We start from the raw sequence: 24,704 nt of genomic DNA, 5'->3' as shown, positions 1-24,704 counted from the left end.
AAGAGAAATCGGCGAATGAGTAAAAAGCAACAGACACGCGAGCAGATACTAAATGCTGCATTTGAAATGGCGAGCTAGGAAGGGCTTGAAAGCCTGACTATCGGTGAGCTGGCAAAGCGTGTGGGAATGTCGAAAAGCGGTTTGTTTGCCCATTTTAATTCGCGCGCCAATTTGCAGGCAGCGGTGGTGAGGTATGCAAGTGAATGTTTTGTCGCGCGCATTATTGAGCCCTGTCGCGACGCGTCGCATCCCAGCATTGAGGCCAAGATCCGCCATATGCTGGATAACTGGTTAACCTGGAACGATTCCTTTCAGGGAAGCTGCATGTTTCTTGATGCCTGGCGAGAGAGCCATAACGATGATGACCCAATGCAACAGGCACTGGAAGGTACGATTAAAACCTGGCTCAACTACCTGCGAATACAGTTTGAGAAAGGCATTGAAACCGGTGAGTTTCATGATGATCTGGACTGTTGGCAGACGGTTTATGAGCTGTATGGCTTGTATCTCAGCAGTCACCTGTTCCGGACGTTGAAACTGGAATCGGAATGTGCCCAGAAATTCTGGAAAGGCATTGACGATTTGTTCGTTAAAGCCCGGAAAATATCATAATTAAGCAGATGGTTCGCAGGTCTGCTTTTTCTTTGAGTTCAAATAGCACGACCGTTCGAAAAATAGAGGAACACCCATGAGTAGCAAAATCTACTTCGGTAATAACAACCGGTTCAGCGTCCGCAAAAAAGCGTTAAACATCGCAAGCCGTTTCCACCATAAAATCGCGCCCAAGCATGCGCTGAAGACCGCTCGCAAACTGTTCCTGACCCCAGCGAAAGGGCGAGAGGTGAATCCAGTGCCTGCAGGCATGGAAATTGAGGCAGTCGAGACCGCGCAGGGCAAAATGATGACGTATAAGCTGGGCTCTGGCCCAACCTGGGTGTTAACGCATGGGTGGTCGGGATCCTCAAACCAGTTTTTCCCTCTGATGGAATATATTGCCGCAGCGGGCTTTACTGCGCTGGCTTACGACCATCCGGGTCATGGGAAAAGTGACGGGAAAGAAGGCAGTATTCCCGCTTTCCTGAAGGCATTGGACGATATTTTGAACCAACAGGAAAACATTGATGGTGTGATTGCCCACTCTATGGGCGGGGCGACCTTGCTGGAAAGTGAGCATCCTGTGTTGATGGGGAAGCCCATTATTCTGGTCGCCCCAGTGCTTAAGTATTGGGACAATCTGTTTGGCACGGTTGAAGCGTCCGGTTATTCAATGAAGCTTTTCAAAGAAGTGGTGGAGACAGTGAGTGAAGAATACGGGGTACGCATTGAAGATATCGATCCATTTAATAAGCTCGTAGCCCGTCAATCACCGGTATTTATTGTCCATGACAAAAGCGACAGGTTTGCCCCGTTTGGCGTATCGAAAGAAGCGTCTGAGCATTTTGGGCATGTCACTTTGGTAGAAACTGAGGGCATGGGGCATGGCCGGGTGCTAAAAAGTGACCTGTTGAGAGATGTCTTTATCAAAGCTGCATCGCAGGTGCGCTGACGGGGTTGTAAACTCACAGGTTAGGCGGAAATGGCGGTATCTCTTTTCTGCCCCCCCGTTTTTTGCTTCATGCTGTGTTATCCTCGCCGTGAAATGTTACGCTCACAATGGATCCTCCCTTGAAAAAAATCGCTGTATTCGCAGATGTTCAAAACGTGTATTACACCACCCGCCAGGCATATGGCCGCCAGTTTAACTACCGGAAATTGTGGCAGAGCCTTCAGGAAATGGGGGATGTGGTTTGCGCCAATGCGTACGCCATCAAGCGTGATGATGACCAGCAAATCAAGTTTCAGGATGCCCTTCGCCATATTGGGTTTGAGGTGAAGTTGAAGCCTTACATCCAGCGCAGCGATGGCAGTACTAAAGGTGACTGGGATGTGGGCATTGCTATTGATGTGATGGAGATCGCGCCAGAGGTGGATGCCGTGGTTTTGCTTTCCGGCGATGGGGATTTTGATTTGCTGATGAACAAAGTACGTGAGCGCTATGGTAAAGAAGCCATTGTATTTGGCGTACCCATGTTGACGGCCAACTCATTGATTAACAGTGTCGACCGGTTTATCGGTATTGAAGACGATTTGCTGCTTTAACGCCTGCCAGATTTCTATGTGAAAAGAGCCCGATATCCCGGGCTCTTTGACGTTTTATCGGTTACTTACCGGCAATATTCAGCCGCGCAAAGCGGATCAGCGGTGAATAGAACTGGCCAGCATAGTTTGGCACCACGGTATTACCAACCGCTTCCACTTCCTTGATCATGGTGTAGAAGTTACCGGCCACCGTGATACCACGGACAGGCTGGAGGCGTTTACCGTCACGGCAAAGAAAACCGCTCGCTCCGAATGAGAAGTCACCGCTGATGGCATCGGCACCGGAGTGAACGCCCTGCAATTCAACCAGCTCAAGGTATTCACCGGCCGTCACTTCCGCTTCACTGCTGGTGCCTGCGCCAATCACATCATGACGGGAGCTTACGCTCAATGTGCCTTTGGGTGAACGACCTGCGTTGGCCGTATGCGCCACACCAAAATACGCTGCTGTGGCCGAGTTATGTAAAAGGCCAACCAGCTCGCCATTCTCAATCAGCGTGGTATCACCGGTGGCAAAGCCTTCATCGTCAAACGCCTTGATCGCATGGCCGCCCGGCATATAGGCAACATCCCGGAATGTTAGCAACGGGCTGGCAACCTGTTGGCCTACTTTATCGCGCCAGGGGTTGGTACCGCGTTTTGCCGATTCGCCAGAGAAGCAGCTGCCGAAGGCACCGAGTAACTCGTTTAGGCAATCTTGTTCGAAAATCACCGAATATTGCCCTGTGGCAATTGGCGCACCTTCAAGCAAGGCTTCCGCCATTTCGTAAGCATCGTTGATCACTTTCTCTGGTGTCAGGCCGTCAAAGGTCCGGGCGACGGAAGCGGCGACATGCATGGCTTGTTTATCATTGTGATCCAACAGTGCTGCGGTATAACAGCTCAGAGAGCGTGACTGGTAGAAACAGCGGGTCCCCAGCGTATTGCCCAACAGGGTAATACCGCTGCTTTCACTGTAACCATTGTACGGCGCGCCTTTTGCCAAAGGTTTTTCCCGGATCTTACTTTCCAGCGACAGGGCCAGTTCAATTTTCTGCTCTGGCGTGGCATTGTCCTGTTGGTAGATTTCAGGATGATCCGTGCGGATGTTCAGCCCCTCAGCGCGGATTTTTTGCAGCGGATCTTTCTTGGTAAAGCTGGCGTTGGTCAGCGCCTGATCGACCATCTGGACGAGATTATCCGGCTCCAGAGATTCGGAGTAGCTGATGGCGACGTGCTCGTCTTTGATCACCCGAACGCCAATCACCTGACTGGCAGTGACCTTGTATTCAGACAACTCACCCTGATCCGCTTTCAGACTGAAACTTTCGCTGCTGGAGGCAATCACATCTGCCTGGGCGCCACTTTTTTGCGCCAGCTCAAGCACCAGCTCGATGGCGTTTTCCAATGTTTTTTGCTCACTCATCAGTTGCCGCCTCCCACCAGAATGTTATCGACTTTAAGTGCAGGTTGTCCCACGGTGGTTGGCACCGAACCACTCACTGAGCCGCACATGCCGGCGGCAAGTTCAAAATCTTTCCCTACCATGCTGATCTCTTTCAGCACTTTGGGCCCGGTGCTGATCAGCGTGGCCGATTTCAATGGTTTGGTGACTTTCCCGTTCTCAATCAGGTAAGCCTCCTGAACCGCGAAGTTGAATTCACCGGTCCCCGGTTGCACAGAGCCGCCGCCCATTTTCTTGGCATAGATACCACGCTCGACGCCGCTTATCATGTCATCAAATGAGGCATCGCCCGGCTCGATAAAGGTATTACGCATGCGTGAGGTTGGGGCATATTTGTAAGACTCGCGACGGCCTGATCCGGTGCGCGCGTAGCCGGTTTTCAGGCTGCCCATATGGTCAACCATAAAGCTGGTGAGCTTACCGTCTTTAATCAGCTGGGTACGCTGGGTTTCCATGCCTTCATCATCAATGTTGATAGAGCCCCATTCATTTTTCATCAGGCCATCATCTACGGCGTTCACCACAGGATTAGCAATCATTTCACCCATCTTGTCGTGGAAAACCGAGGCTTTTTTGGCAACAGAGGTGGTTTCCAGCAAGTGGCCACAGGCTTCATGGAAAATCACGCCGCCGAAACCGTTGCCAATTACCACTGGCATTTCGCCAGACGGGCAGGCGTCTGCGCCCAGCTTGACCAGTGCCTGTCTTGCGGCCATCTCACCCAATTCTTCAGGATCAATCTGGGTGTTAAATTCCCAGCCTGACAGCATCCCCGGCGCTTCGTAACCGGTAGATTGCTCATTACCATACGTTGCGACTACAGACGATGCGATACGGGTATAATGACGGGTATCCTGCACATAAAGGCCGGTCGAGTTGAAAATCTCGATTTGTTGCTCACGCTGGGCAATACGGCCAATGATCTGTGAAATCTTGTCGCTTTGCGCACGGGCTTTGGCATCAACACGTTTCAGAAACGCAATTTTTTCCTCCACGTGGTTGTTGGCAGAAAAAGGCATGCTCACCGGATGACGCTCATCTGGGCGGGTGAAATTCAGTGCCCCGGCTTGCGCAATCTGCTCACGTTTGTCTTTGGCACAAAGCAGGGAGGTCACCTGCTTAAGCTTTTCTTCATCCTGGCTGTTGGTGTAGCCATAAAGCACTTTGTGGCCAAAAAACAGCCGGATGCCGATACCGAAATCGATACCTGAGTTGACTTTGTCAACCTCACCGGAAAGCAGTTCTACGCTGCCGGAATGGTGCCGCTCAACAAACAGTTCGGCAAAATCCGCCCCCAGAAACAGGGCGTGGTCTATCACTGCTTTGGCAGTGCTGGGGTTTAACATTCCTTCCTCCTAGAGAGAGTCAGTTTTCTATTACTTTGAGGTTATCAGCTATACGTAAAGGCACCAATCATCTTTGCCTTTTAGTGACATCGGTGAAGACTATCTGACTAATAAACACCCGTCGTTATGTCAATAACTGCGCGTTAGACCTAGGTGCGCTGAATTCAGCGTTTTCAGGTGGTTTGGCTGCCTATGATGAATTTACACTTTCGTATCCCTGCTGGATTGATACACTGCTCAGCCTATACCCAAGCAACCTGAATCCTGCACCCTAAGGTCGCTTGGGTATAATAATGATCAGTACACGGATAGGAATTTTTATGGCCGAAAAGCTAACTAAAAAAGTCCCCACCAATATCATCACCGGTTTTCTCGGCGTCGGTAAGACAACTGCCATCCTGAGTTTGCTCAAACAAAAACCGGAAAACGAAAATTGGGCGGTACTCGTGAATGAGTTCGGCGAAGTTGGGGTAGATGGTGCATTCCTGAGCGAGCAGGGCGCAATCGTGAAAGAAGTGCCTGGTGGTTGTATGTGCTGTGTGGCAGGCCTGCCAATGGCGATTGGCATCAATGCGCTGCTTGCCCAAAACCCAGATCGTTTATTGATTGAACCAACAGGATTGGGTCACCCCAAAGATATTATCGGCAAACTGCTTTCTGAACATTATGAGAACTACATTGCGCTGAACGCCACCATCACCCTGGTCGATCCGCGTAACTTTGCCGACGAACGTTACACGGAAAACCAGAACTTCCAGGATCAGCTCGCCTTGGCTGATGTGGTTGTCGCTAACAAAACAGACCTTTGCTCACCGGCTGATCTTGACGCGTTTGACCGCTATGTGCAGAGCTCAGAAATCGCCAAGCTGGCATCCGGGTACGTCGAGCAGGGGCAGCTCAATCTGGAATGGCTGGCATTGCCCCGCATTGATCGTAATGCGCAGTTTGGACACCACCATTCACATGATAATGAAATGCCTCCGTTTGAGCTGGAACCCGGAGAGAAATACCGTCGAAAAGAAAACAAAGGGCAGGGGTATGTCAGCTGTGGCTGGGTGTTCGAGCCCAACACGGTGTTTCCTTTTGATTCGCTCTATGGTTTGTTTGCCAACCTGAATGCAGAGCGTGTAAAAGCGGTGATGAATACGGATGGTGGCATGTATGCATTCAACGTGGTCAACCAGGTGGTGACAGTCAGCCCAATCAGCCTTCATGGCGTTGAATCGCGGGTGGAAGTGATTGATAAAACGCCACTGCCTTGGGATGAGTTGGAAGCGATCTTACTGTCCTTTATTCAATAACTATAAAGATGCCCGATGACAAGTCGGGTATTTTTTGCCTGATTGGCATGAGTGGGATGGCGACGGCAAATCTGTCTATGTTTGATCGTTACTTAGCCAATCCTGATCTCTGATATAGCCATTAATCATAGATGCATAATAATCAATAGTGATATCTTATTGATTTTTAAATAAAAATAACATTTTGTTGAACCTCCAAAAAAAGGCTTAACCGGAGGTATATTCACGCCTCAATAATTTTGTTGCGCACCAAGGCGCGGCGCACGCTGGTACACATCTTCCCAAAGCGGCGGATTTCATCAAATTGTGGGGTAATGCCGCGAGACATGGCTGATTCCCAATAGGTCAGTTCAGAATCCACCATTTCCAGCAGTTTTTTCGGGCAGCCAATACAATTACCGTCAGGACCGCAGACAAAGGTGTCAGATTCATAGAGCGGAAGTTCCTGCTTTACCTGCTCAATGATTTGTTTCATTGCATCCATGCGAGTCGGTTTTTTTGCCATACCGTATGACCCGCGATTCAAAGAAAACCAGATTTTATGCCTTCTGTTGACGCTTGTCGATGCGTGCTCTTAGGTGCAGGATGGCTTATTCCCTTACATTCTCCATCACAAAATTCGGTAACACTGCGCCGCGCACGTCTACCTGCTGCTCTTTTACCACGGTAAAACCCATATGCTCGAAAAATGGACGTGCTGTTATGCTGACATAGGCGTAGTAACGGGTCACGCCCAACCGGCGACCTTCATCAAAGAGTGCTTCCATCAACGCCCGGCCAATGCCTTTTCCCTGACACGACATATCACAGAAGAAATGGTCGATAAGCCCGTCAGCCTGCACGTCTGCATATCCTGCTATCTTGCCTCCCCATTCGGCCACGAAGGGGTTAATCTCTTGTATCTTCTGTTTCCAGATCGCAGGATCAACATCGTGTGGTGCCCAGGCTGACACCTGCGCCAGTGAGTAGTCCCGGATGTTGATGTTATGCACTGTGTTGAAAAAAAGTGTCCAGAGCAAAGGTTCTTCGCCTTTGCGATAACGGCGGATGGTGAGCATGAAGATTTTTCTCAGAAGGAACTTGTGCCCCAGTGTAAAGTGGTGAACGGCTTAAAACAAAGGGCTGATTTCACCGCCCTTTGTTTGAATAAGCGGTTTAAGTGAAAAATTACGCGTATGCCGCAGCAAGGGTCATCCAATTACGTTTTTGCTGTTGGAAGTCTGACTTCAGGATGTGGAGCTGTTGAACCAGAATCGCTTTTTCATATTTTTTCAGCAAATTCTGCTTCTTTAAATCAAGCAGACGCTTTTTTGCCTCGTAATAATCACTCATGCGGGCAACCAGGGCTTCATACTCTTGTTCAACGATTTGTAGACGATGTTTGGCATTGGGGGCCAGGTTCAGGCGTGCCTGAATGTTTTTTAGCACCATAGCTGCACGTGCCTTTTCAATGCGATCTTGCGGTGTCACGCGCAGCTTCTTGGTCAGTCCAAGCCAACTGCTTGCCTTAATCAGCCACTTGGTTGGGTCGAATTGCCACCAGTGAATGCCATTTCGGTAATCGTTCTCAAAAATATGGTGGAAGTTGTGGTAACCCTCGCCGAAGGTCAGGAACGCCAGGATACCATTGTCACGTGCGGTGTTTTTCTCGGTGTAGGGTTGGTTACCCCAAACGTGGGCCAGTGAATTGATAAAGAAAGTGCAATGATGGTTCAACACTAAACGGGTAAAGCCAATCAGGATAATCGCCCCCCACAGGTCACCGTGAAGCAAGCCAAATGCGATGGGAATACCGGCGTTGGTAGCAATAACCAAAGGCAGGTAGTACTTGTGCTGCCACATCACTATCTTGTCTTTTTGCAGATCGCGGCAGTTGCTGTAGTCCGTATAACGGTGTTGTTGATATTCACGCAGCATCCAGCCGATATGTGAATACCAAAAGCCGCGTTTGGCTGAGTAGGGATCAATGTCATTGTTGTCCACATGGCGGTGATGTACGCGGTGGTCAGAAGACCAGTGAAGGATGCTGTTTTGAACAGCAAATGCGCCGCCAAGGGCAAAGATAATTTTCAGAAAAGGGTGGGCTTCGTAGGTTTTGTGGGACCATAAGCGGTGATAACCAGCGGTGATAGACATACCACAAAAGGTGAACGCAGTAAGCAGCATTGCAATTTGTGGCCCATCAAAACCGTGATAATAAGCCCAAAGGGGCGTTCCAATGACGGCGACAGCAAAAGTGATAACGAATACCGATACATTCAGCCAAATGATCGGGGGTTTATTGGTGTTTTTTGATTCCATTTCAATACCGCAAATTCCAGCGTACACATGTACGCTAGAGTAGTGGTCGAGAAATAGGTGGTCAAGATAGCTGTTAACAATTTGTTTCAGTTTTGCCTTTAAATTGCGCGAAGCGTTTCAAAACCACAAAAAAAGGTGAAGTGCGATGAAAGCACCTCACCCTAAGTGTGGCAGTAAGCTAAAGCACAATATGGCCGCGCTGGTACTGCAAACCGCCTTCAACATCATCGCTGAGAAGGAATGCTCCATCTAAATCCACCAACGTGGCTGTTGCAGCAACCGGCAGCGCTGCGCGCATTGCTAGTGAACTTCCCAACATGCAGCCCACCATGATTTGCATCCCGTTTGCTTTGGCAGTCTGCGCCAGCGTAAACGCCGCTGTTAATCCGCCGGTTTTGTCCAGTTTAATGTTCACCATCTGGTATTTGCCAATCAGATTATGGATATCATCGGCTGTGTGACAACTTTCGTCGGCGCACAAAGGAATGGGGCTTGATATTCCCCTCAAGGCTTCATCGTCGGTGGCCGGAAGAGGCTGCTCAACCATGGCAATATTGAGCGGCGCGATGTGGGCAAGTGTTGCTTCAATATCCAACGCTCCCCAGGCTTCATTGGCATCCACGATCAGGGTCGCGTCCGGCGCGGCGTGCCGCACAGCAGACAGCCGCGCATACACGTCTTCGCTATTCAGTTTGACCTTGATGAGTGTCGCCCCCTGCTCAGCATAGGCTTTTGTTTCTTCAGCCATTTGCTCAGGTGATGCGATGGAAACAGTCATTGCGGTTTCTATTCTCTCCGGGAGGGGAAAGTTGTTCGGGAATGTCTCCGATTCCAAATCCCAAAGCGCGCAATCCAACGCATTCCTGGCGGCGCCGGCTGGCAACAAGTATAGTAACTGGTCGCGATCAAATTCTTTCCCCTGAACGGAGCGGATTTGCGCTAGCACACTGTCAAAACTTTCCCCATAGCGGGCGGTCGGCGAGCATTCACCTTTCCCGGTTTTACCCGCTTTCTCTATGGTGACCTGAATTACCTCCGCCTTAGTGCGGCTGCCACGAGATATGGTGAAAGGGCGCTTGAGTGTGTAACTGACAATGTCGGCGTTAATCTGCATGTGAATCCCCGAATGTGTTGATGAGATTATCGACGATACTTTCCACACCGAAACGAACCGGGTCCGTTGCCGGCAGGCCATGTTTTTCTTCCATGGATTTTAGGTAGGCCTTGGCTTCTTCTTCACTGAGTGAGGAGGTATTGATTGCCATGCCGACAAAACGAGGGTTGGGGTTGGTCAGCTTTGCCAGCCTCAAACCGAGCTCGATGATGTCTTCTACCTTTGGCATCGGCATATGTGGCATATGGCGGGTATGGGGACGGTTTGCTTCATGGCAAAGCACCAGCGCATCCGGTTGGGCACCGTGTAACAGCCCCATGGTGACACCGGAAAATGCAGGGTTCAGCAGCGAGCCCTGGCCTTCAATCAATTGCCATTCGTCGTCATCACAGGCTGGCGAGAGTGCTTCCGCGGCGCCTGCGATAAAGTCTGAAATTACCGCGTCCACGGCAATGCCTTTGCCCTCAACCAGAATGCCGGTTTGCCCGGTGGCACAAAACGTTGCTTTCATACCGCGTTCTTTCATCGCTTTTTCCAGGGCGAGGGTAGTGAACATTTTGCCGACGGAGCAATCTGTGCCGATGGTTAACAGGCGTTGCCCTGAGCGTTTTTTGCCGTTACCGACGTCAAGCTTGTCGGCATAGTGGCGAAGGTCGAACAGCTGAACGCCAGCAGCGTTGGCGGCATCCGCAATTGCTGGAATATCCGCCAGACGCTGGTGCAGGCCCGATGCGACATGCATGCCCAACTGAATGGCTTCCACAATCATCGGGATCCAATGTTCTGCCAGAATCCCCCCTGCATTGGCGGTTCCCAATACAAAAGTTTTGGCGCCTTTCGCTACTGCTTCCCTGGCATCCATTTCTGGAAGACCCAGGGAGGGTACGCCATCATTCAGGCGAAGCTGGCCGAGGCATTTTTCCGGACGCCAGTAGTGAATACCGCGCGCCGTTTTAATCGCAAGGGGATCATGGCTTTCACCAAGCATCAGCAGGTAGGGGGATGGGATGTTCATGGTTCTCCGGTCTCCGGTAAGTGTTCTTTTGTTGATGTATTCACTATAGGGCTGAAAGGGAGGGCTGGAAAAATGCCATTTCTGATTTGGTCATGCCATTTTGTTATCAAACTTGCTAATTATTGTGAGATTGGTCAGTTTTTGATTTTTATCTGGCATTAAAATGCCGATAGAAAAAGATGGACTGAAGGACAGGATGTGAATATTGAGAGTAAATGGCTGGACGATTTTCTGGCACTGGCCGAGACGCGGAATTTCTCGTCTGCGGCGGCCCTTCGTAATATCACTCAGCCGGCATTCTCACGCCGCATCCGTTTGCTGGAACAATCCGTCGGTGCAGAGCTTATCGACCGCACCCAAACCCCTGTAGCCCTGACCGCCAGTGGCCGTATTTTCCGCGTGACCGCCCGAACCCTGTTGCATCAAATGGAAGAGGGGATCAGCCAGATTTCCGCCCTGAATTATTCCGACGGCAGCGTTGTTCGCATTGCTTCCGCGCATTCGCTGGCGCTGGACATGACGCTGGCTATTCAGCGTGCTTTTACACCGGAAACGCTACCCATGCTGAGTGTGGAGGCCATGAACGTGGACGAGGCGGTTGATGCCTTGCAGCAAGGGGAGTGCGATTTGCTGCTCGCGTTTGAAAACGAGCACCTTAAGCTTCCGCCGTTTGACTACATTGAAGTGGGGAATGCGGATTTGTTGCCTGTTTGCGCCACCGATGAAAAGGGAGCGCCGCTGTTTGCGCTATCATCCGACATACCTGTCCCCTGGCTTGCCTACAGCCCTGCCTCATATATGGGAAGGCAAACAGATTCCCTGCGTTCAGTGCTTAACCTCAGAACCGTGTTTTTGTCCTCGATGGTAGACATGCTAAAGCTGCAGGCCATCAATGGGCAGGGCGTGGCATGGCTGCCGGATTTCTCTATTCGCCAGGAACTGGGGGATGGCCGGCTAACCGTGATTGGCGAGCAGTGCCATGTTCGTGAAGTGGCGTATTACGCTTATCGGTATCAGTCACGTTTGCACGCATCCGGGGAAAAAGTGTGGTCGGTGCTGAAAAAAATTGCGTCGGATAAGCCTTTATAATGACGTAACAAATTCGTATTGCGGGGGATTGGTGTGGCAGAGTAATACCAGCTTCCTGCTATATTTTCCTAACGCGCTGCCGATAACCATACCAATAACAACGCCAAACAGCCTGCCTTGATGGAAAGAGAGATTCACTGGCCTTCTGTCACAGCTGTTTGGGTAACGATTCTTCCGCAGAATAGGGTGTTGCGGAAGAGGATTGACGCTGGGGGTGATATGCCGTTAAAAGAACCAATCCCGAATTTCGTCAAAGCCATGGGGCATCGCGTTGTCAGCTATATCCTGAACATTTCCGAGTCTGATGCCCGGTTAGTGCTGCAACACCAGGGACGGCTGAATACCAAACAAAAAGAGACGCTTTCTTCCTATATCCAGCTTTGCCGCCAGATGCGTTCCGTCGCGGTGGCGCAAGGGGACATTGAACAATCGTTTTTCCATCGCCTGCCGCATGTGCTTCAGAATGGACAGCATATTTTCTCCGTCTGGCGACGCCAGAATGGCGGTATAACGCCTGCAGTTAATATCAGTGATCCTCTCGCCAGAAGCTTGTCAGCGGTCGCCGCAGAACTCTATCCTTTGTTTTTAGTGAAAGCGGGCGCACGCCCACACTTGTTTTATCGCGCGTCAGGCCATTTGAGTGCGGCAATCATGCATCTGCCGGGGCATAAGGCCTTATTCCGGCATTTTATCGAAGATCATTCGTTTGAAAGGGTGTTTGAAACCATTGGCAATGAACCCAGCGAAACCTTCGGCCACTATGCAGATTCCAAGGGAGGGCGAGGTGTTATTACCCTTTCTTCATTGCCAGCAGCGTTATTGATCAACAGCTACGACCTGATGCGGGTGCGCGGGCCAATTTCGGCAGATATCTTCGTTGAAACGGTATTGGAAATGCTGGAAATTGCACGCAGTGTGGCAGACGGTGAGGTGGCACAGATACCGCTGTTTGTCGGCTTCAGAAACGCAGCGTTGGTAGACTTTGATGCGCTGGATACCCGATGGGGAACTCTGCGGCGCTACACGCCAGCGATTGCAGAATATGTGTTGCAACAGCCAAGCCAGATGGCAAAACGCAAAGATAGCGGGTTTATGTTGGAGTCCGGCTTTGCCTATGCCATTAATGTCGGTGATTTGCTTGAAGACGATGAGTGGCCCGACGATGTGATGGATGCTGAAAACGACAAAGTTGCCACCGAATTAAACATCACGCTTTGTATGGCGATGTGTTTTCTGGACCAGACCCCACCGTTTGTTGCACCGGAATGGGCATGGCATATCGATCCTTTCTCATTGGAAGGTGCTAAACAGACAGTTGATACCGTGAAAGAGGCAGAAGAGCCCGTCTCTGTTACCAACGCCGTGTTGGATGATCTGGAAAACTGGAGCGTGCTGCTGGAAGACACCGATTCAACCGGTATCCGGTTAGCCTTTGGCCGCTTGTTCAGTGCGGCGCGACAGCCTGATCGCCTCGATGGTTTGCTGGACGCTATTCTGGCATTGAGGAATATCTTTGGGGCAGGTGCCCATGCTGAAAGTGTTGCCAACGCCGTGAATGTGTTGGTGAAAGGCAATGTGGAAGGTGCGGTAGCGCTGGCTGAAAGCTTGGTGGAAGATTGGAACCTCATCCTGTCCGGTGAAGCCTGGTGGGATGCGGATGAAATCCGGGATAAAACCAACAACTGTATTGCTCTGTGCCTGACCTGCCTGCATCATCTGTATCTTAAGTTTCCTGCCTTGGTCAGTGAGCCAGATCGGCTCAACCGGATCATCGCGTCGAAACAGGAATAGTGTCAGGCGGGCGGTGTGTTTGTTACTGATTTAACAGAAGGACTCTGTACAATACGGAACTGACATTTATTTAATAACAAAAAAGGAGTCAGTGTGAGCGCAACAGTCAGCCAGATAAATGTTTTTCCAGTGAAATCGGCAAAGGGCATATCACTGTCCAATGCATGGGTAGAGAAAATCGGCCTCAGCTTCGACCGGCGCTTTATGGTCACCGACAGCACCGGCAAAATGGTCACTGGCCGCACCGAACCCAAACTGACCGAAGTGACCGTGTCTATCCAGTCTAACGGTATTACGTTGACTCATCCCACCATGTCGCCGTTGGTGCTGAAATATGCCCAGTTTTCAATGAATGAGATCCAAACTGGCGTGTGGAAAGATGAATTTCTGGGTTACGCGACCACCTCCACCGCGAATGCCTGGTTCAGCCATTTGCTGGGTGGCAACAAACAGCTGTTGTTTACCGGGGAAGAGACGTCACCGCGTTATTCCCAAACTGCCAAAACTGAGGTGAGCTTTGCGGATGGTTTCCCGCTGCTGGTGATTTCAGAGGCGTCGTTGGAGGCGCTGAACGCGCGCTCGCCAGACCAGCACGTGATGGATCAGTTCCGCACCAACATTGTGGTATCAGGCTGTGAAGCCTTTGAAGAAGACACCTGGGGTAAAATCCGCATTGGTGGAGTCACTTTCAAGGTGGCCCAGCCTTGCAGCCGTTGTGTGTTTACCACACTGGATTTGGATACCGGCCGCTTTCGCGCCAATGGTGAGCCAATCACCACATTGAGCCAGTTCCGCACCGACAAAAACGGCAACGTCAATTTCGGCATGAATCTGATTGCGTTGAATGAAGGTGTTATTTCAACCGACGATGAGATTCAGGTGTTGGAATACCGCGAGCCGGAAGTCTATGAAGACAATACGATTCCAAAGATGCAATTGACCTGCAGTGAAGTGGAAGAGGTCGCAAGGGATTTAAAAACCTTCTGGTTTACCTGTCAGCAGGGCACATTGCCGGAATACAAAGCTGGCCAGCATCTTCCTGTTGAACTGGAAATCAATGGTGAGCGCATCCATCGGCGGTACACCTTGTCTTCCTCTCCAACCCGCCCAGACAAACTGGCTATTTCGGTGAAACGTGTCGAGGGTGGTTTGGCCTCAAACTGGCTGCACGACCACATGACAGAAGGAACAAACATTAAAGCCCAACAACCCGATGGTCAGTTTCATCTGGATGAAGATCCCGCCAGGCGTCAAAGGTTATTGCTTCTTTCCGGTGGCAGCGGTGTGACGCCAATGATGTCTATGTTGCGCGCGTTGGCAGACAACAACGACATTCACGATGTGATTTTCTTCCACCAATGCCGTTCAGAACAGGATATTCCATTTGCAGAAGAGCTCAGGGCACTGGAAGCGGCCAATCCGGGCCTGAACGTGATGCTGCTGCTCAGCCAACCTTCTGACAAATGGCAGGGAATGTCTGGCCGTTTGGGCCAGGAACACCTGGCTTTATTGCCAAAATTGACCCAGCGCGAGGTCTTTGTCTGTGGGCCTGAAGGCTTTATGGCGTCGGCAATGCACCTATTGGAAACATTAGGTGTGCCGGAAGCTCAGTGTCATCAGGAATTCTTCACGCCGCCAACCCTGGGTAATGATGCGCCCGCGATGGATGTAAACATTACGATTGAGGGGGAATTTATCCGCGGTGAAAACCAGCGCCCCATTCTGGTTCAGGCAGAAGAGGCTGGTGTGTTTGTCGATTACAGTTGCCGCGCTGGTGTGTGTGGTTGTTGTAAGCTCAGGTTGGTAGAAGGAGAGGTAGAGCAACCCGATATGCCCGCCCTTTTCCTGGGGGAAAAAGAAGAGGGGCTGGTACTGGCCTGCTGCTGTGTACCTAAAAGTGATGTTATCTTGACTAAACCTTGAACAAACAACCGAAATTCAACGACTTTTTTCCTTACGCTAACACGAACAACTGCCATCATGGTCTATCATGAAGGCAGTTTTCGGGGGACAAGCAATGGTGCTTGCCAGTATAACCGGTGCGAGGAATACTCAATGACAGATGCAAATAAAAAAGGGGCATTACTGTTTGTTGCTGGGCTGGTTTTAGGTGGCTTAGTAACATCCAACCATTGGTCTTCTGCTGAAGGTAATACCCAATCTGAGCTAGGGGATACCCAGGCAGAACTGGCGCAAAGCCAGTCAGAGCTGAATGAGGCGCAACAACACATCACCCAGCTTGAGGCGTCAAACCGGCAGGCCGGGGAGAAGGCTGCTCTGTTAACTGAACAACTTGATACCAAAGCGGCAGAGATTGTCAGTCTGAAAGCCGAGCTTGATGAAAAAGCCCGAAAATATACCGAGCAGGCTGATCAATGGAAAAAGCAGACAGAAAAACAATCAGTTGCGATTATGCAGCTGAAAAATCGGATAAAGGACGCCGACCAGCTATATGCGGAGCGTCATCGCCTGACCGAAGCGATCAATGAGCTCAATGAAAAAATCCTCAAAGGTGCACACAAGCTGGAGCTCAGTCAGCAAGCCTGCGCCGAGTTCAAAAAAGGCGACTCATGGAATAAGGTCTCCCAGACCGATTGCGACAACTTCGATGAACTGAAATCCCAAAATGATGCGATGATCGAGCAGTTTGATGATTTGAGTGCGGAACTGGATAAAGTGAAGCGGGCGCTTTCTGCCTTTGGCAATATGCCACTTCCAGAAGAACAGCCTTGACCGTGTAGCAGGCGGACACATTCATTTCGCGGAGATTCCTACCCGATTTAATTTTTTATCTTTAAAACCATTAGGCATGTTTAGCAACTATGCTTATGGAAGTAAGGCTCGTTGCTTTGCAAATTACGTTATATTTCTTTGCCTTGCTTACGCCAACCATGAGTAACTGCCGCCGGAATTAGGGATAGAAATTTTGACAACCCGAGTATTAATCACCGACGATTCTGCACTGGCCAGAAAGCAGCTGGCCAGATCGCTGCCAAGCACTATCCATGCCGATGTGACGTTCGCGGAAAATGGCAAAATTGCTATCGAACAGCTCCAGGCTTCCCATTTCGATGTCATGTTTTTAGATCTCACCATGCCAGAGATGGATGGATTCGAAACACTGGAAATGATGCGCACAAACAATATCAATGTGCCTGTGTTTGTTGTTTCCGGTGATATTCAGCCCAAAGCTCAGGAAAGGGTACTTTCCCTGGGGGCCAAAGCCTTTGTGAGAAAGCCTATCAGTCAGGAAAATCTGGCGCAGCTTCTGGTTTCTTTCACAGGCAATGCACCGTCTTCACCCACGGATGAACCCACGCAACCTGCGTTGGACATGAAAATTGGCCGGCGTGAAATGTATCTGGAAGTGGTAAATGTTGCTATGGGGCGTGCCGCAGATTCACTGGCCCGTTACTTCGATGTTTTTGTCCATATGCCCTTACCCCAGGTGAACGTGCTTGAAGTCAGTGAGCTCACCATGACCATCAAGCATCTGGCGAACAACGACAACATAAACGGTATCTGCCAGGGTTTCAGCGGCGAGGGAATCGCGGGCGAAGCACTCATGTTGATATCAGACTCTTCGATGAATGATTTGCTTGGCATTCTGGATTACCCAGATGATGGCAGTGTTGATAATGACCTTGAAGTGCTGGTGGATGTCAGCAATGTCTTGATCTCTGCATTTTTATCAGGGATTGGCGAGCAGGCAGGGCTGGTGTTTGCCCAGAGCTATCCTGTGATTATCGGTCAACACCAATCCGTTGATAAGCTGGTTGAGAAAATGCATGGCACCTGGAAGCGAACGGTCACCATTGAAGTGAGCTATGCCATTGATGGCACTCATATTAAGTGCGATTTATTGCTATTGCTGGTGGATGAATCTTTGCCACTGCTTGATGCAAAACTGGCGTACCTGATGGATGATGAGGAGTAACCATGATTGACTCACCAGAATTTGAACAATTCAACTGGATGGTCGATATGGTTCAGAATATCGACATGGGCTTGATTGTTGTCGACCGTGATTTCACTATCCATATGTGGAACGGCTTTATGGTTCACCACACGGGCAGGCACCCTAATAAAGTCAAAGGTCAATCTTTGTTCACTGTGTTTCCGGAGATCCCCGAAGCCTGGTTTCGGGCAAAGTGTCGCCCGGTCTTTGAATTAAAATGCCGCAGTTTTGTGGTGTGGAAACAGCGTCCTTACCTGTTCCATTGCCGGAATGTGCGTCCTATCACCGGGCAGGCCAGTTATATGTACCAGAATGTCACGCTTAACCCCATCGTCAATCTGCGTGGTGAAGCGCAACATATGTTTATCTCAGTAGCTGACGTTACCGGCGAGGCGCTAGCCTCCCAATAACCGTTATTTCCAGATATCTTAAAGACGAAGCCAGCGTTATTGCCGGCTACGTTCTTATTTGGCTGGTTACCCAAACAGGTTGGGACTGCCGCAATTGGGTGCTCTTCGCGTTGGCGGCGGTAGTTGCTTGATGGCTGTTTTCAGGTCAGAAATCCGTGTGTCGTGGGAAGGGTGTGTGGAAAGAATTTCTGGCGGCGCGCCTTTGGAGGCTTTTGCCATATTGCGCCACAGTGCCACGCTCTGGTTTGGATCAAAGCCCGCTTTATTCATTAACTGCACGCCAATCAAATCAGATTCTGATTCATGGGTCCGGCTAAAGGGCAGTAACACACCTACGTTCACCCCTAATCCCAGACCTGCCATGATCAGGTCAGCATTCTGCGAGCCTGCCGCGCCAAGCGCCACACTGGTGATTTGCAGGGCGCTGTTTGCGGCCAGTGAACTGGAAACGCGTTCGCTGCCATGATTAGCCATTACATGGCCGATTTCATGGCCAATCACAGACGCGAGCTGATCTTGCGTCCGGGCGACCTTCAACAGGCCGGTATACACCCCGATTTTCCCGCCCGGCAAGGCAAAGGCATTCACTTGATCACTGTCGAATACGACTACTTCCCATTTATCAAAGTCAGGTTGTGGCGGTGTGACTTGCAAAATGGCATCAGTTACACACTGTACATATTGGATGGTCTTTTTGTCTGTACTGATTTTCTCGTTCTTTTTCAGTTCAGAGAAAGACTGAGTGCCCAGTGTTGCCATTTCCGAACCTGACACCAAAATAAATTGGCTGCGCCCAGTTGGGGACGTGGTGCAACCCGCCACCAAGGCACTCAGCAATGCGGTAGCAAGAATGGTTTTTATCCTGTTGAGCTTCATTTAGTATCCTTTTAAGCCCTTTATCGCTTGGGTAGATATCTTAAAGTATTTACAGACGCAAATTAAACCATAAGACTGTCGAGATCTTCGCTTCGTCATTCGCAGTATTGTCATAGTTGAGATAAATGGCAGTGGCGAAAGAAATCAGCAACAAAGATAATAGTTAAAAATCAGCAAAACGCCGTAAGGATCCATTTTGTCTATCTGGAAAAAAACGATCTCGCTGGAAAGCCTCAACGCCACCTCCAAAAACACCTTGGTTGAGCATTTGGGGATTGAATATACTGCATTTGATGACAACAGCCTGACAGGCACGATGCCGGTAGATACCCGCACCCATCAACCCCTTGGTATGTTGCATGGTGGTGCGTCTGTCGTCCTTGCCGAAACACTGGGCTCGCTGGCAGCCAATATGGCAGTGGAAGAAAACAAATACTGTGTTGGTCTGGACATTAATGCCAACCATATTCGTGCGATGCGCTCGGGGTTTGTTACCGGCACAGCGAAAGCGGTTCATCTGGGAGCCACAACCCAGGTATGGCAGATTGAGATCACCGATGAGCGGGGCCGTTTGGTGTGTACCAGCCGTCTGACGATGGCTGTACTCCAGCACAAAGGAAAATCACCATGGTAATCAGTATTCCGGGCGGTAAAGTGATTGCCACCGCACATGAGGTAATGGTGAAGTTTCAGGAGCATCAAATGACGCTTCAAGCGCAAACGGATGATATTACCCTGCTTGGCGCACCTTGTATGCTGGTGGCCAATGGCGGGACAGTAAACTGGAGCCTGACATTAGGATCACAAGAAAATCTTATTGCGATTTCTGAGGCAACAGGAATCGCTATCAAACGATAGAAGGAAGTATGGTGAAAGGACTTATCATGCTGTTATTTATGGTGCTCGCCGGCAATGCGTAGGCAGGAAAAGCTGATGGGATGGAAAGCGGTTTTAAAATAGCCAAAATAAAAGGAAAGCCCCCGCTGCAATGGCGAGGGCTTTTTATCTAGTATTCTGCAGTCACTTCGTAGCTGGTGAATTTGCGGATATTAATCACGCCAGTGTCAAATATCAGGTATTGGCCTTTAATGCCTTGCAAAATCCCTGACACCACAGGGTTTTTGTCAAAATTCAGCGATGTAATTTTGGTTGGGAATGCGTCAACCGGATAGCTGATATCAACAATGTCATGTTTGATTGGCTCAACAGCATCATAGCCGTATTGGAGGCGCAGGCTGTAAATCCGGGCATCAATTTGTGGCAGCAGGCGACGTGCCTCTTCATGCAAATCCAGTTCAACATTGTCACCTTTCAGCATTGCGCGCCAGTTGGTTTTGTCTGCCAGAAACTCCGCAATCGCGATTTCAACCAAACCTGACAAATGGCGGCTTTTGACTTTCAGAATAGGCAAAGCCTGGGTTGCACCCTGATCGACCCAGCGGGTTGGGATCTGGTTGGCACGGGTAATACCGACTTTTAGGCCAGAGGTGTTGGAAAGATACACCACGTGGTCAGTCATACAAAACTGTCCAGCCCATTCAGGCTCACGGCATGTCCCTTCGGCAAAATGGCAGGTCTCCGGTTTCAGAATACATATATCGCAACGTGCAAGGCGTTTCGTGCAGGGGAAACAGTGTCCCTGGCTGAAACTCTTGTTGGTTTTGATGCCGCAGGCGTCGCAATATATATTGCCGGTATAGGTCAGGGTTAGGCGTTTTCCAATCAGTGCATTGAGGTCTATCTCTGCGTCACCAACGGGAAGAACGTATTTCACGCCGTTATCCAGCGTGCTTTTCATTTTGCTCAAAGTGCCAGTAGTCATTTATGTTTTATTGTTGTCCTTCACGTGCCGGGATTCTACAACGAAAGGACAGGCACTAAAACCGTGTTTGCTGGCAGTAATACTTATTTGATTGTCACGATACCCTGATTGAGATCGTTGTACAGTGACACATTCAATACCAGCATATTGCGCTCAATGTCTTCACTGATTTCGTCGATAACAAACAGATCTGCCTCATTATCGGTCAGCCTGTTTTCTGCCAAATTGACGATGCTTTTATTGATATCACCCGAGATGGTGATTTCTTCAACTTTTTCATAATGGCCATATGCCAGCAAGGTTGCAGGGACAAGCTCTGGCGCAGCATGGGTAGGCAGGGCGAAAAGAAGGGAAGCTGCAAGCAAAGGGGCTTTGAAGTATTCCATGATGGTATTCCGTCTTTCTCGTTTACCGCTATTGTAGACAGGACTTGTGCCTATTGTGTCAGTAGAAAGTCAGCACAAAATGATCGCGGTGTTAAAAGGGGAGTTTTGTTTTGCAGAACGTGATATGGATTCATTAAATCATAAATCAACCACTATCGGGCAGTGATCTGATAGTCGGTAAGTGGCAACAGCGTGATAGGAATACTGATATTGTCTGGCTTGTGGCGGATCCAACGCTGACACCGCACCTTTGCTCGCGATGATGTGATCGATCAGTTTTTGGTATACCACGTGCTCCCAGCGCTTAGTGCGGTAATTGTATTTTCGGGCTTTACATTTAGCCAGTGTGCCTTTGGTCAGCTTCACCAGGTTGTCATCACCCACATCTTTGATCAGTTGCTTCCAGACCCACTCGTTTTCCTCGTTCAGGTAATGGTTGAAATCACCGGCAATAATGAACTCCTGACCGAGTTTGAGTCGGGCGTTTATCCAGACAGAAAGTGCTTCAATCTGGTGAACCAGTTTTTTACAGCTGTTATTCCGGCGGATTGGGGTCTCGAAACAGCCGGATTTCAGGTGGATTGACAGCAAGTGCAAGGGAGGTTGGTTTTCCCTTTTCACCTCGATATACGCGCCATATCTCAAGTTACCTCGGGAGAGAAATGTCGGTAAGCCCAGCGGTTGGTAGTCTTCGTGGTCAACCACCTTGATACCTTTCTTTACTGCCCAGCCCGTAAACTGGTGACTGCGACGGCTGTGGTTGAAATGTTTAGTGCGATCCGAAAAGTAAAAATCGTATGCCGTGGGATTGAGTACCTTGGACAGTGATGCTTCACTGTCGACTTCCTGAAATGCCACCAGATCTGCGTCAATGATCGATGAGACAGTCTGCATCATCAAATAATCATCCGCCGTTCGCTGGCCTTGTATCATGTCATTCTTGTCACTCAGCCATTCCATATTCCACGTCGCAACGGAAAGTGAAGCGTGTGCGGCTATTGCGTGAAAAAGAAATAACACAGGGACAACAACACCAAACCCGATCCTGGACGATCGGCTGAACATGGTTTGGCGACGTGGTACGTATGCTGAATTCATGAAATGGCAGATAAGCGATTGTTCTTATGTTGGAAGCGAGAAAACTCAGGACTATCGCAAGCATAGTAGTGCATATGGTTTCTCGCTGTTTTTGTGAGGTGAATATTTTGCGTTATCAGTAGCAATTTGGAGCGCTATTTTTTCATTTATTGAAGGTCGTCCACACTAATCGAATAGATAAAAATCGCATGCCCCCTAGCCATGATCTAAATCAAAGTATCAAAGGCATCCCAGCGGTCTAATGCACCACATATTGTAGTCTTAGCTTTAAATTTACCCATATTTGGTATTTGTTGACGCCATTCACATTTGTATGCAGGCCGTGAGGATTTTGCGTAATCCTTGTTTGATATCGGTCAATTAACGTGAAATTACGCGTTTTTCGGGATATATAGCTGGCTACGTTTCCATACTTACACCGACCATGAAACTGTGGTTGTGTCGTCTTTCTCTCCCTGCACTGAATAGGGCCGTTTTTTTGAGGAGCTACTTGTGAAACCTGTTGTCATCAAACGCGATGGAGGCCGCGTACCTTTCGAGCGCCAACGTATTAAAGATGCAGTTATGAGTGCGGCGTTTGCAGTAGAAGACATGGATGAAGCTTACGCAGCAGCCGTTGCAGATGGCGTTCTGGCGCAATTCATGCGCGATGAAGAGGTGGATATCCACCAGATTCAGGATGCCGTAGAAAACCATCTGATGGCCGGCCCTTACAAAGCCGTGGCGCGTGCATACATTGAGTACCGCCACGACCGTGACAGCATTCGCGAGAAAAAAAGCCGTTTGAGCAACGAGATCCGGGGCTTGGTTGAACAAACCAACTCAGACATCCTCAATGAGAATGCGAACAAAGACAGTAAGGTGATCCCAACCCAGCGTGATTTGCTGGCGGGTATTGTTGCGAAACATTACGCCAAGCAGTACATGCTGCCGAAAAATGTCGTGCGTGCCCATGAGCAGGGTGACATTCACTATCACGATCTGGATTACGCACCGTTTTTCCCGATGTTCAACTGCATGTTGGTTGACCTTGAAAATATGCTGACTCATGGTTTCAAGATGGGGAACGCGGAAATCGATACCCCGAAATCAATCCAGACTGCCACCGCCGTTACTGCACAAATCATCGCGCAGGTAGCGAGCCATATTTACGGTGGCACCACCATCAACCGTATTGATGAAGTTCTGGCGCCGTATGTCGAAATCAGCTACGAAAAGCACCTGATGGTCGCACGCGAATGGGATATTCCCAATGCCGAAGCCTATGCCCGTGCCCGCACGGAAAAAGAGTGTTATGACGCATTTCAATCGCTGGAATATGAAGTCAACACCCTACACACCGCAAACGGACAAACCCCATTTGTGACGTTCGGTTTTGGTCTGGGTGAATCCTGGTCTGCGCGCCTTATTCAAGAATCCATTTTACGCAACCGCATTGCTGGTCTTGGCAAAAACCGCAAAACCGCCGTCTTCCCGAAACTGGTGTTTAGCCTGAAATCGGGCCTGAACCTGAAAGCAGGTGAGCCAAACTACGACATCAAACAGCTTGCATTGGAATGTGCGTCCAAGCGCATGTATCCGGACATCCTGAACTTTGATCGTGTGGTTGAAGTGACGGGCTCGTTCAAAACGCCGATGGGCTGTCGTAGCTTCCTGTCTGCATACGAAGAAAACGGTGAACTGATCCATGAAGGCCGCAACAACCTTGGCGTGGTGTCAATTAACCTGCCACGCATTGCCATTCGTGCCAATGGTTGTGAAAAAAACTTCTACAAACTGCTGGATGAAGTGTTGGCCGTGGCACGAGAAGGGCTGGATACCCGTATTGCCCGTCTGCAGGGGGTGAAAGCGCGTGTTGCACCGATCCTGTATATGGAAGGGGCATGCGGCGTTCGCCTGAACCCGGACGATGATATCAGCGAAATCTTTAAAAATGGCCGCGCGTCGATTTCCCTCGGCTACATCGGTATTCATGAAACCATTAATGCACTGTACGGCACCGAAGAACATGTTTATGACTCAGAAGTCCTTCGCGAGAAAGCGTTGGATATCGTTAAACACCTGAAAGCTGCAACAGACAGCTGGAAAGAAGAAACTGGCTACGGCTTCAGCCTGTACAGCACGCCAAGTGAAAACCTGTGTAGCCGTTTTTGCAAAATTGATGCAAAAGAGTTTGGTGTGATTGATGGGGTGACTGATAAGGGGTACTACACCAACAGTTTCCACCTCGATGTAGAAAAGAAAGTGAATCCGTACGACAAGATTGATTTTGAGATGGCGTATCCTGCGATCGCAAACGGCGGATTTATCTGTTACGGCGAATACCCGAATATCCAACACAACATCGAAGCGCTGGAAAACGTGTGGGATTACAGCTACGAGCGTGTGCCTTACTACGGGACTAACACGCCGATTGACGAATGCTATGAATGCGGTTTTACCGGCGAATTTGATTGCTCAAGTAAAGGCTTTGTGTGCCCACGCTGTGGCAACCATGATTCGACCAAAGTGTCCGTAACCCGCCGCGTATGCGGCTATCTGGGCAGCCCGGATGCGCGCCCGTTTAACGACGGGAAGCAAGAAGAGGTGAAACGTCGCGTTAAACATATGTAAG

Annotated in this window: 23 protein-coding genes and 1 pseudogene; 13 read left to right on the top strand and 11 right to left on the bottom strand. The window is 49.7% G+C overall.

What is annotated here, in order from left to right; translation table 11 throughout:
* Window positions 1-15 precede the first annotated feature (15 nt).
* From AC6IB1_RS02225 to AC6IB1_RS02215, 3 genes and pseudogenes are all read left to right on the top strand, one after another.
* Window positions 16-612, top strand: a pseudogene (locus tag AC6IB1_RS02225) (TetR/AcrR family transcriptional regulator).
* A 76-nt stretch (window positions 613-688) separates the two neighbouring features.
* Window positions 689-1,546, top strand: a complete 858-nt coding sequence (locus AC6IB1_RS02220; RefSeq protein WP_497566166.1) for an alpha/beta hydrolase — start codon at window positions 689-691, stop codon at window positions 1,544-1,546.
* A 119-nt stretch (window positions 1,547-1,665) separates the two neighbouring features.
* Window positions 1,666-2,139 (top strand): NYN domain-containing protein, encoded by a 474-nt coding sequence (locus AC6IB1_RS02215; RefSeq protein ID WP_497566165.1) that lies wholly within the window; start codon window positions 1,666-1,668, stop codon window positions 2,137-2,139.
* A 61-nt stretch (window positions 2,140-2,200) separates the two neighbouring features.
* Here AC6IB1_RS02215 and AC6IB1_RS02210 read toward each other — a convergent pair whose 3' ends face one another.
* Together AC6IB1_RS02210 and AC6IB1_RS02205 are read right to left on the bottom strand one after the other, a co-directional pair.
* Entirely contained in the window at window positions 2,201-3,544 is a 1,344-nt protein-coding gene (locus tag AC6IB1_RS02210) for a TldD/PmbA family protein (protein WP_497566164.1), read from the bottom strand.
* On the bottom strand, window positions 3,544-4,929 hold the full coding sequence (locus AC6IB1_RS02205) for a TldD/PmbA family protein (RefSeq protein WP_497566163.1): 1,386 nt from the start codon (window positions 4,927-4,929) through the stop codon (window positions 3,544-3,546). Before AC6IB1_RS02205 ends, AC6IB1_RS02210 begins: the two co-directional genes overlap by 1 nt.
* 320 nt (window positions 4,930-5,249) lie before the next feature.
* Between AC6IB1_RS02205 and AC6IB1_RS02200 the strand changes: the two genes are divergently transcribed.
* Complete coding sequence (locus tag AC6IB1_RS02200) at window positions 5,250-6,230, top strand: CobW family GTP-binding protein (RefSeq protein WP_497566162.1); 981 nt, start codon at window positions 5,250-5,252, stop codon at window positions 6,228-6,230.
* A 223-nt stretch (window positions 6,231-6,453) separates the two neighbouring features.
* Here AC6IB1_RS02200 and AC6IB1_RS02195 read toward each other — a convergent pair whose 3' ends face one another.
* The 5 genes from AC6IB1_RS02195 to dgcN form a co-directional block, all read right to left on the bottom strand.
* Entirely contained in the window at window positions 6,454-6,735 is a 282-nt protein-coding gene (locus AC6IB1_RS02195; protein WP_040528298.1) for a hypothetical protein, read from the bottom strand.
* A gap of 85 nt (window positions 6,736-6,820) precedes the next feature.
* On the bottom strand, window positions 6,821-7,288 hold the full coding sequence (locus tag AC6IB1_RS02190) for a GNAT family N-acetyltransferase (RefSeq protein WP_497566161.1): 468 nt from the start codon (window positions 7,286-7,288) through the stop codon (window positions 6,821-6,823).
* A gap of 109 nt (window positions 7,289-7,397) precedes the next feature.
* Window positions 7,398-8,531, bottom strand: a complete 1,134-nt coding sequence (locus AC6IB1_RS02185) for an acyl-CoA desaturase (protein ID WP_497566160.1) — start codon at window positions 8,529-8,531, stop codon at window positions 7,398-7,400.
* A gap of 178 nt (window positions 8,532-8,709) precedes the next feature.
* On the bottom strand, window positions 8,710-9,645 hold the full coding sequence (dgcA, locus tag AC6IB1_RS02180) for an N-acetyl-D-Glu racemase DgcA (protein ID WP_497566159.1): 936 nt from the start codon (window positions 9,643-9,645) through the stop codon (window positions 8,710-8,712).
* Window positions 9,635-10,660 (bottom strand): N-acetyltransferase DgcN, encoded by a 1,026-nt coding sequence (dgcN, locus tag AC6IB1_RS02175; protein WP_497566158.1) that lies wholly within the window; start codon window positions 10,658-10,660, stop codon window positions 9,635-9,637. The genes dgcA and dgcN overlap by 11 nt, the downstream gene beginning before the upstream one ends.
* A 198-nt stretch (window positions 10,661-10,858) precedes the next feature.
* On the opposite strand from dgcN, the gene AC6IB1_RS02170 reads away from it, so the two are divergent.
* The 6 genes from AC6IB1_RS02170 to AC6IB1_RS02145 all read left to right on the top strand — a co-directional run bounded on the left by AC6IB1_RS02170 (window position 10,859) and on the right by AC6IB1_RS02145 (window position 17,908).
* Window positions 10,859-11,749 carry a LysR family transcriptional regulator gene (locus AC6IB1_RS02170; protein WP_497566157.1) on the top strand — a complete coding sequence of 297 codons (891 nt, stop codon included), beginning with the start codon at window positions 10,859-10,861 and terminating at the stop codon, window positions 11,747-11,749.
* Window positions 11,750-11,968: 219 nt separating this feature from the next.
* A complete protein-coding gene (locus tag AC6IB1_RS02165; RefSeq protein ID WP_497566156.1) occupies window positions 11,969-13,540 on the top strand; it encodes a hypothetical protein in 1,572 nt (523 codons plus the stop codon).
* Between the two features lie 93 nt (window positions 13,541-13,633).
* A complete protein-coding gene (locus AC6IB1_RS02160) occupies window positions 13,634-15,463 on the top strand; it encodes an MOSC N-terminal beta barrel domain-containing protein (RefSeq protein WP_497566155.1) in 1,830 nt (609 codons plus the stop codon).
* Window positions 15,464-15,595: 132 nt separating this feature from the next.
* Window positions 15,596-16,273, top strand: a complete 678-nt coding sequence (locus AC6IB1_RS02155) for a hypothetical protein (RefSeq protein WP_497566154.1) — start codon at window positions 15,596-15,598, stop codon at window positions 16,271-16,273.
* A 193-nt stretch (window positions 16,274-16,466) separates the two neighbouring features.
* The gene (locus tag AC6IB1_RS02150) at window positions 16,467-17,477 is read left to right on the top strand and encodes a response regulator (RefSeq protein WP_497566153.1); all 1,011 of its coding nucleotides are present in this window, start codon (window positions 16,467-16,469) and stop codon (window positions 17,475-17,477) included.
* Between the two features lie 2 nt (window positions 17,478-17,479).
* A complete protein-coding gene (locus AC6IB1_RS02145; RefSeq protein WP_497566152.1) occupies window positions 17,480-17,908 on the top strand; it encodes a PAS domain-containing protein in 429 nt (142 codons plus the stop codon).
* A 66-nt stretch (window positions 17,909-17,974) separates the two neighbouring features.
* Here AC6IB1_RS02145 and AC6IB1_RS02140 read toward each other — a convergent pair whose 3' ends face one another.
* Window positions 17,975-18,784 carry a M48 family metallopeptidase gene (locus AC6IB1_RS02140; protein WP_497566151.1) on the bottom strand — a complete coding sequence of 270 codons (810 nt, stop codon included), beginning with the start codon at window positions 18,782-18,784 and terminating at the stop codon, window positions 17,975-17,977.
* A gap of 196 nt (window positions 18,785-18,980) precedes the next feature.
* Between AC6IB1_RS02140 and AC6IB1_RS02135 the strand changes: the two genes are divergently transcribed.
* Both AC6IB1_RS02135 and AC6IB1_RS02130 read left to right on the top strand, forming a co-directional pair.
* A complete protein-coding gene (locus AC6IB1_RS02135; RefSeq protein WP_497566150.1) occupies window positions 18,981-19,418 on the top strand; it encodes a hotdog fold thioesterase in 438 nt (145 codons plus the stop codon).
* Entirely contained in the window at window positions 19,412-19,642 is a 231-nt protein-coding gene (locus AC6IB1_RS02130; RefSeq protein ID WP_497566149.1) for a DUF3389 family protein, read from the top strand. The genes AC6IB1_RS02135 and AC6IB1_RS02130 overlap by 7 nt, the downstream gene beginning before the upstream one ends.
* 148 nt (window positions 19,643-19,790) lie before the next feature.
* On the opposite strand, the gene AC6IB1_RS02125 is transcribed toward AC6IB1_RS02130, so the two are convergent.
* The 3 genes from AC6IB1_RS02125 to AC6IB1_RS02115 form a co-directional block, all read right to left on the bottom strand.
* A complete protein-coding gene (locus AC6IB1_RS02125; protein WP_497566148.1) occupies window positions 19,791-20,606 on the bottom strand; it encodes a DUF2797 domain-containing protein in 816 nt (271 codons plus the stop codon).
* An 83-nt stretch (window positions 20,607-20,689) separates the two neighbouring features.
* Window positions 20,690-20,992: a hypothetical protein gene (locus tag AC6IB1_RS02120; protein ID WP_497566147.1), complete on the bottom strand. Its 303-nt coding sequence runs from the start codon at window positions 20,990-20,992 to the stop codon at window positions 20,690-20,692.
* Between the two features lie 138 nt (window positions 20,993-21,130).
* Complete coding sequence (locus AC6IB1_RS02115; protein WP_497566146.1) at window positions 21,131-22,090, bottom strand: endonuclease/exonuclease/phosphatase family protein; 960 nt, start codon at window positions 22,088-22,090, stop codon at window positions 21,131-21,133.
* Window positions 22,091-22,582: 492 nt separating this feature from the next.
* Here AC6IB1_RS02115 and nrdD point away from each other — a divergent pair, with 492 nt between their 5' ends.
* The gene (nrdD, locus tag AC6IB1_RS02110; protein WP_497566145.1) at window positions 22,583-24,703 is read left to right on the top strand and encodes an anaerobic ribonucleoside-triphosphate reductase; all 2,121 of its coding nucleotides are present in this window, start codon (window positions 22,583-22,585) and stop codon (window positions 24,701-24,703) included.
* Window position 24,704 lies beyond the last annotated feature (1 nt).

The sequence above is a fragment of the Grimontia sp. THUN1695 genome, assembly GCF_059704325.2.
The sequence above is the reverse complement of the archived record's forward strand: the minus strand, read 5'-3'. Positions and strand labels throughout refer to the sequence as shown.

Bases quoted from the DNA above. Each gene is read 5' to 3' on its own strand.
- AC6IB1_RS02220 (WP_497566166.1), top strand. From the start codon at position 689: ATGAGTAGCAAAATCTACTTCGGTAATAACAACCGGTTCAGCGTCCGC.
- AC6IB1_RS02210 (WP_497566164.1), bottom strand. From the start codon at position 3,544: ATGAGTGAGCAAAAAACATTGGAAAACGCCATCGAGCTGGTGCTTGAG.
- AC6IB1_RS02205 (WP_497566163.1), bottom strand. From the start codon at position 4,929: ATGTTAAACCCCAGCACTGCCAAAGCAGTGATAGACCACGCCCTGTTT.
- AC6IB1_RS02200 (WP_497566162.1), top strand. From the start codon at position 5,250: ATGGCCGAAAAGCTAACTAAAAAAGTCCCCACCAATATCATCACCGGT.
- AC6IB1_RS02195 (WP_040528298.1), bottom strand. From the start codon at position 6,735: ATGGCAAAAAAACCGACTCGCATGGATGCAATGAAACAAATCATTGAG.
- AC6IB1_RS02190 (WP_497566161.1), bottom strand. From the start codon at position 7,288: ATGCTCACCATCCGCCGTTATCGCAAAGGCGAAGAACCTTTGCTCTGG.
- AC6IB1_RS02185 (WP_497566160.1), bottom strand. From the start codon at position 8,531: ATGGAATCAAAAAACACCAATAAACCCCCGATCATTTGGCTGAATGTA.
- dgcA (WP_497566159.1), bottom strand. From the start codon at position 9,645: ATGCAGATTAACGCCGACATTGTCAGTTACACACTCAAGCGCCCTTTC.
- dgcN (WP_497566158.1), bottom strand. From the start codon at position 10,660: ATGAACATCCCATCCCCCTACCTGCTGATGCTTGGTGAAAGCCATGAT.
- AC6IB1_RS02165 (WP_497566156.1), top strand. From the start codon at position 11,969: ATGCCGTTAAAAGAACCAATCCCGAATTTCGTCAAAGCCATGGGGCAT.
- AC6IB1_RS02155 (WP_497566154.1), top strand. From the start codon at position 15,596: ATGACAGATGCAAATAAAAAAGGGGCATTACTGTTTGTTGCTGGGCTG.
- AC6IB1_RS02145 (WP_497566152.1), top strand. From the start codon at position 17,480: ATGATTGACTCACCAGAATTTGAACAATTCAACTGGATGGTCGATATG.
- AC6IB1_RS02140 (WP_497566151.1), bottom strand. From the start codon at position 18,784: ATGAAGCTCAACAGGATAAAAACCATTCTTGCTACCGCATTGCTGAGT.
- AC6IB1_RS02130 (WP_497566149.1), top strand. From the start codon at position 19,412: ATGGTAATCAGTATTCCGGGCGGTAAAGTGATTGCCACCGCACATGAG.
- AC6IB1_RS02125 (WP_497566148.1), bottom strand. From the start codon at position 20,606: ATGACTACTGGCACTTTGAGCAAAATGAAAAGCACGCTGGATAACGGC.
- AC6IB1_RS02120 (WP_497566147.1), bottom strand. From the start codon at position 20,992: ATGGAATACTTCAAAGCCCCTTTGCTTGCAGCTTCCCTTCTTTTCGCC.
- AC6IB1_RS02115 (WP_497566146.1), bottom strand. From the start codon at position 22,090: ATGAATTCAGCATACGTACCACGTCGCCAAACCATGTTCAGCCGATCG.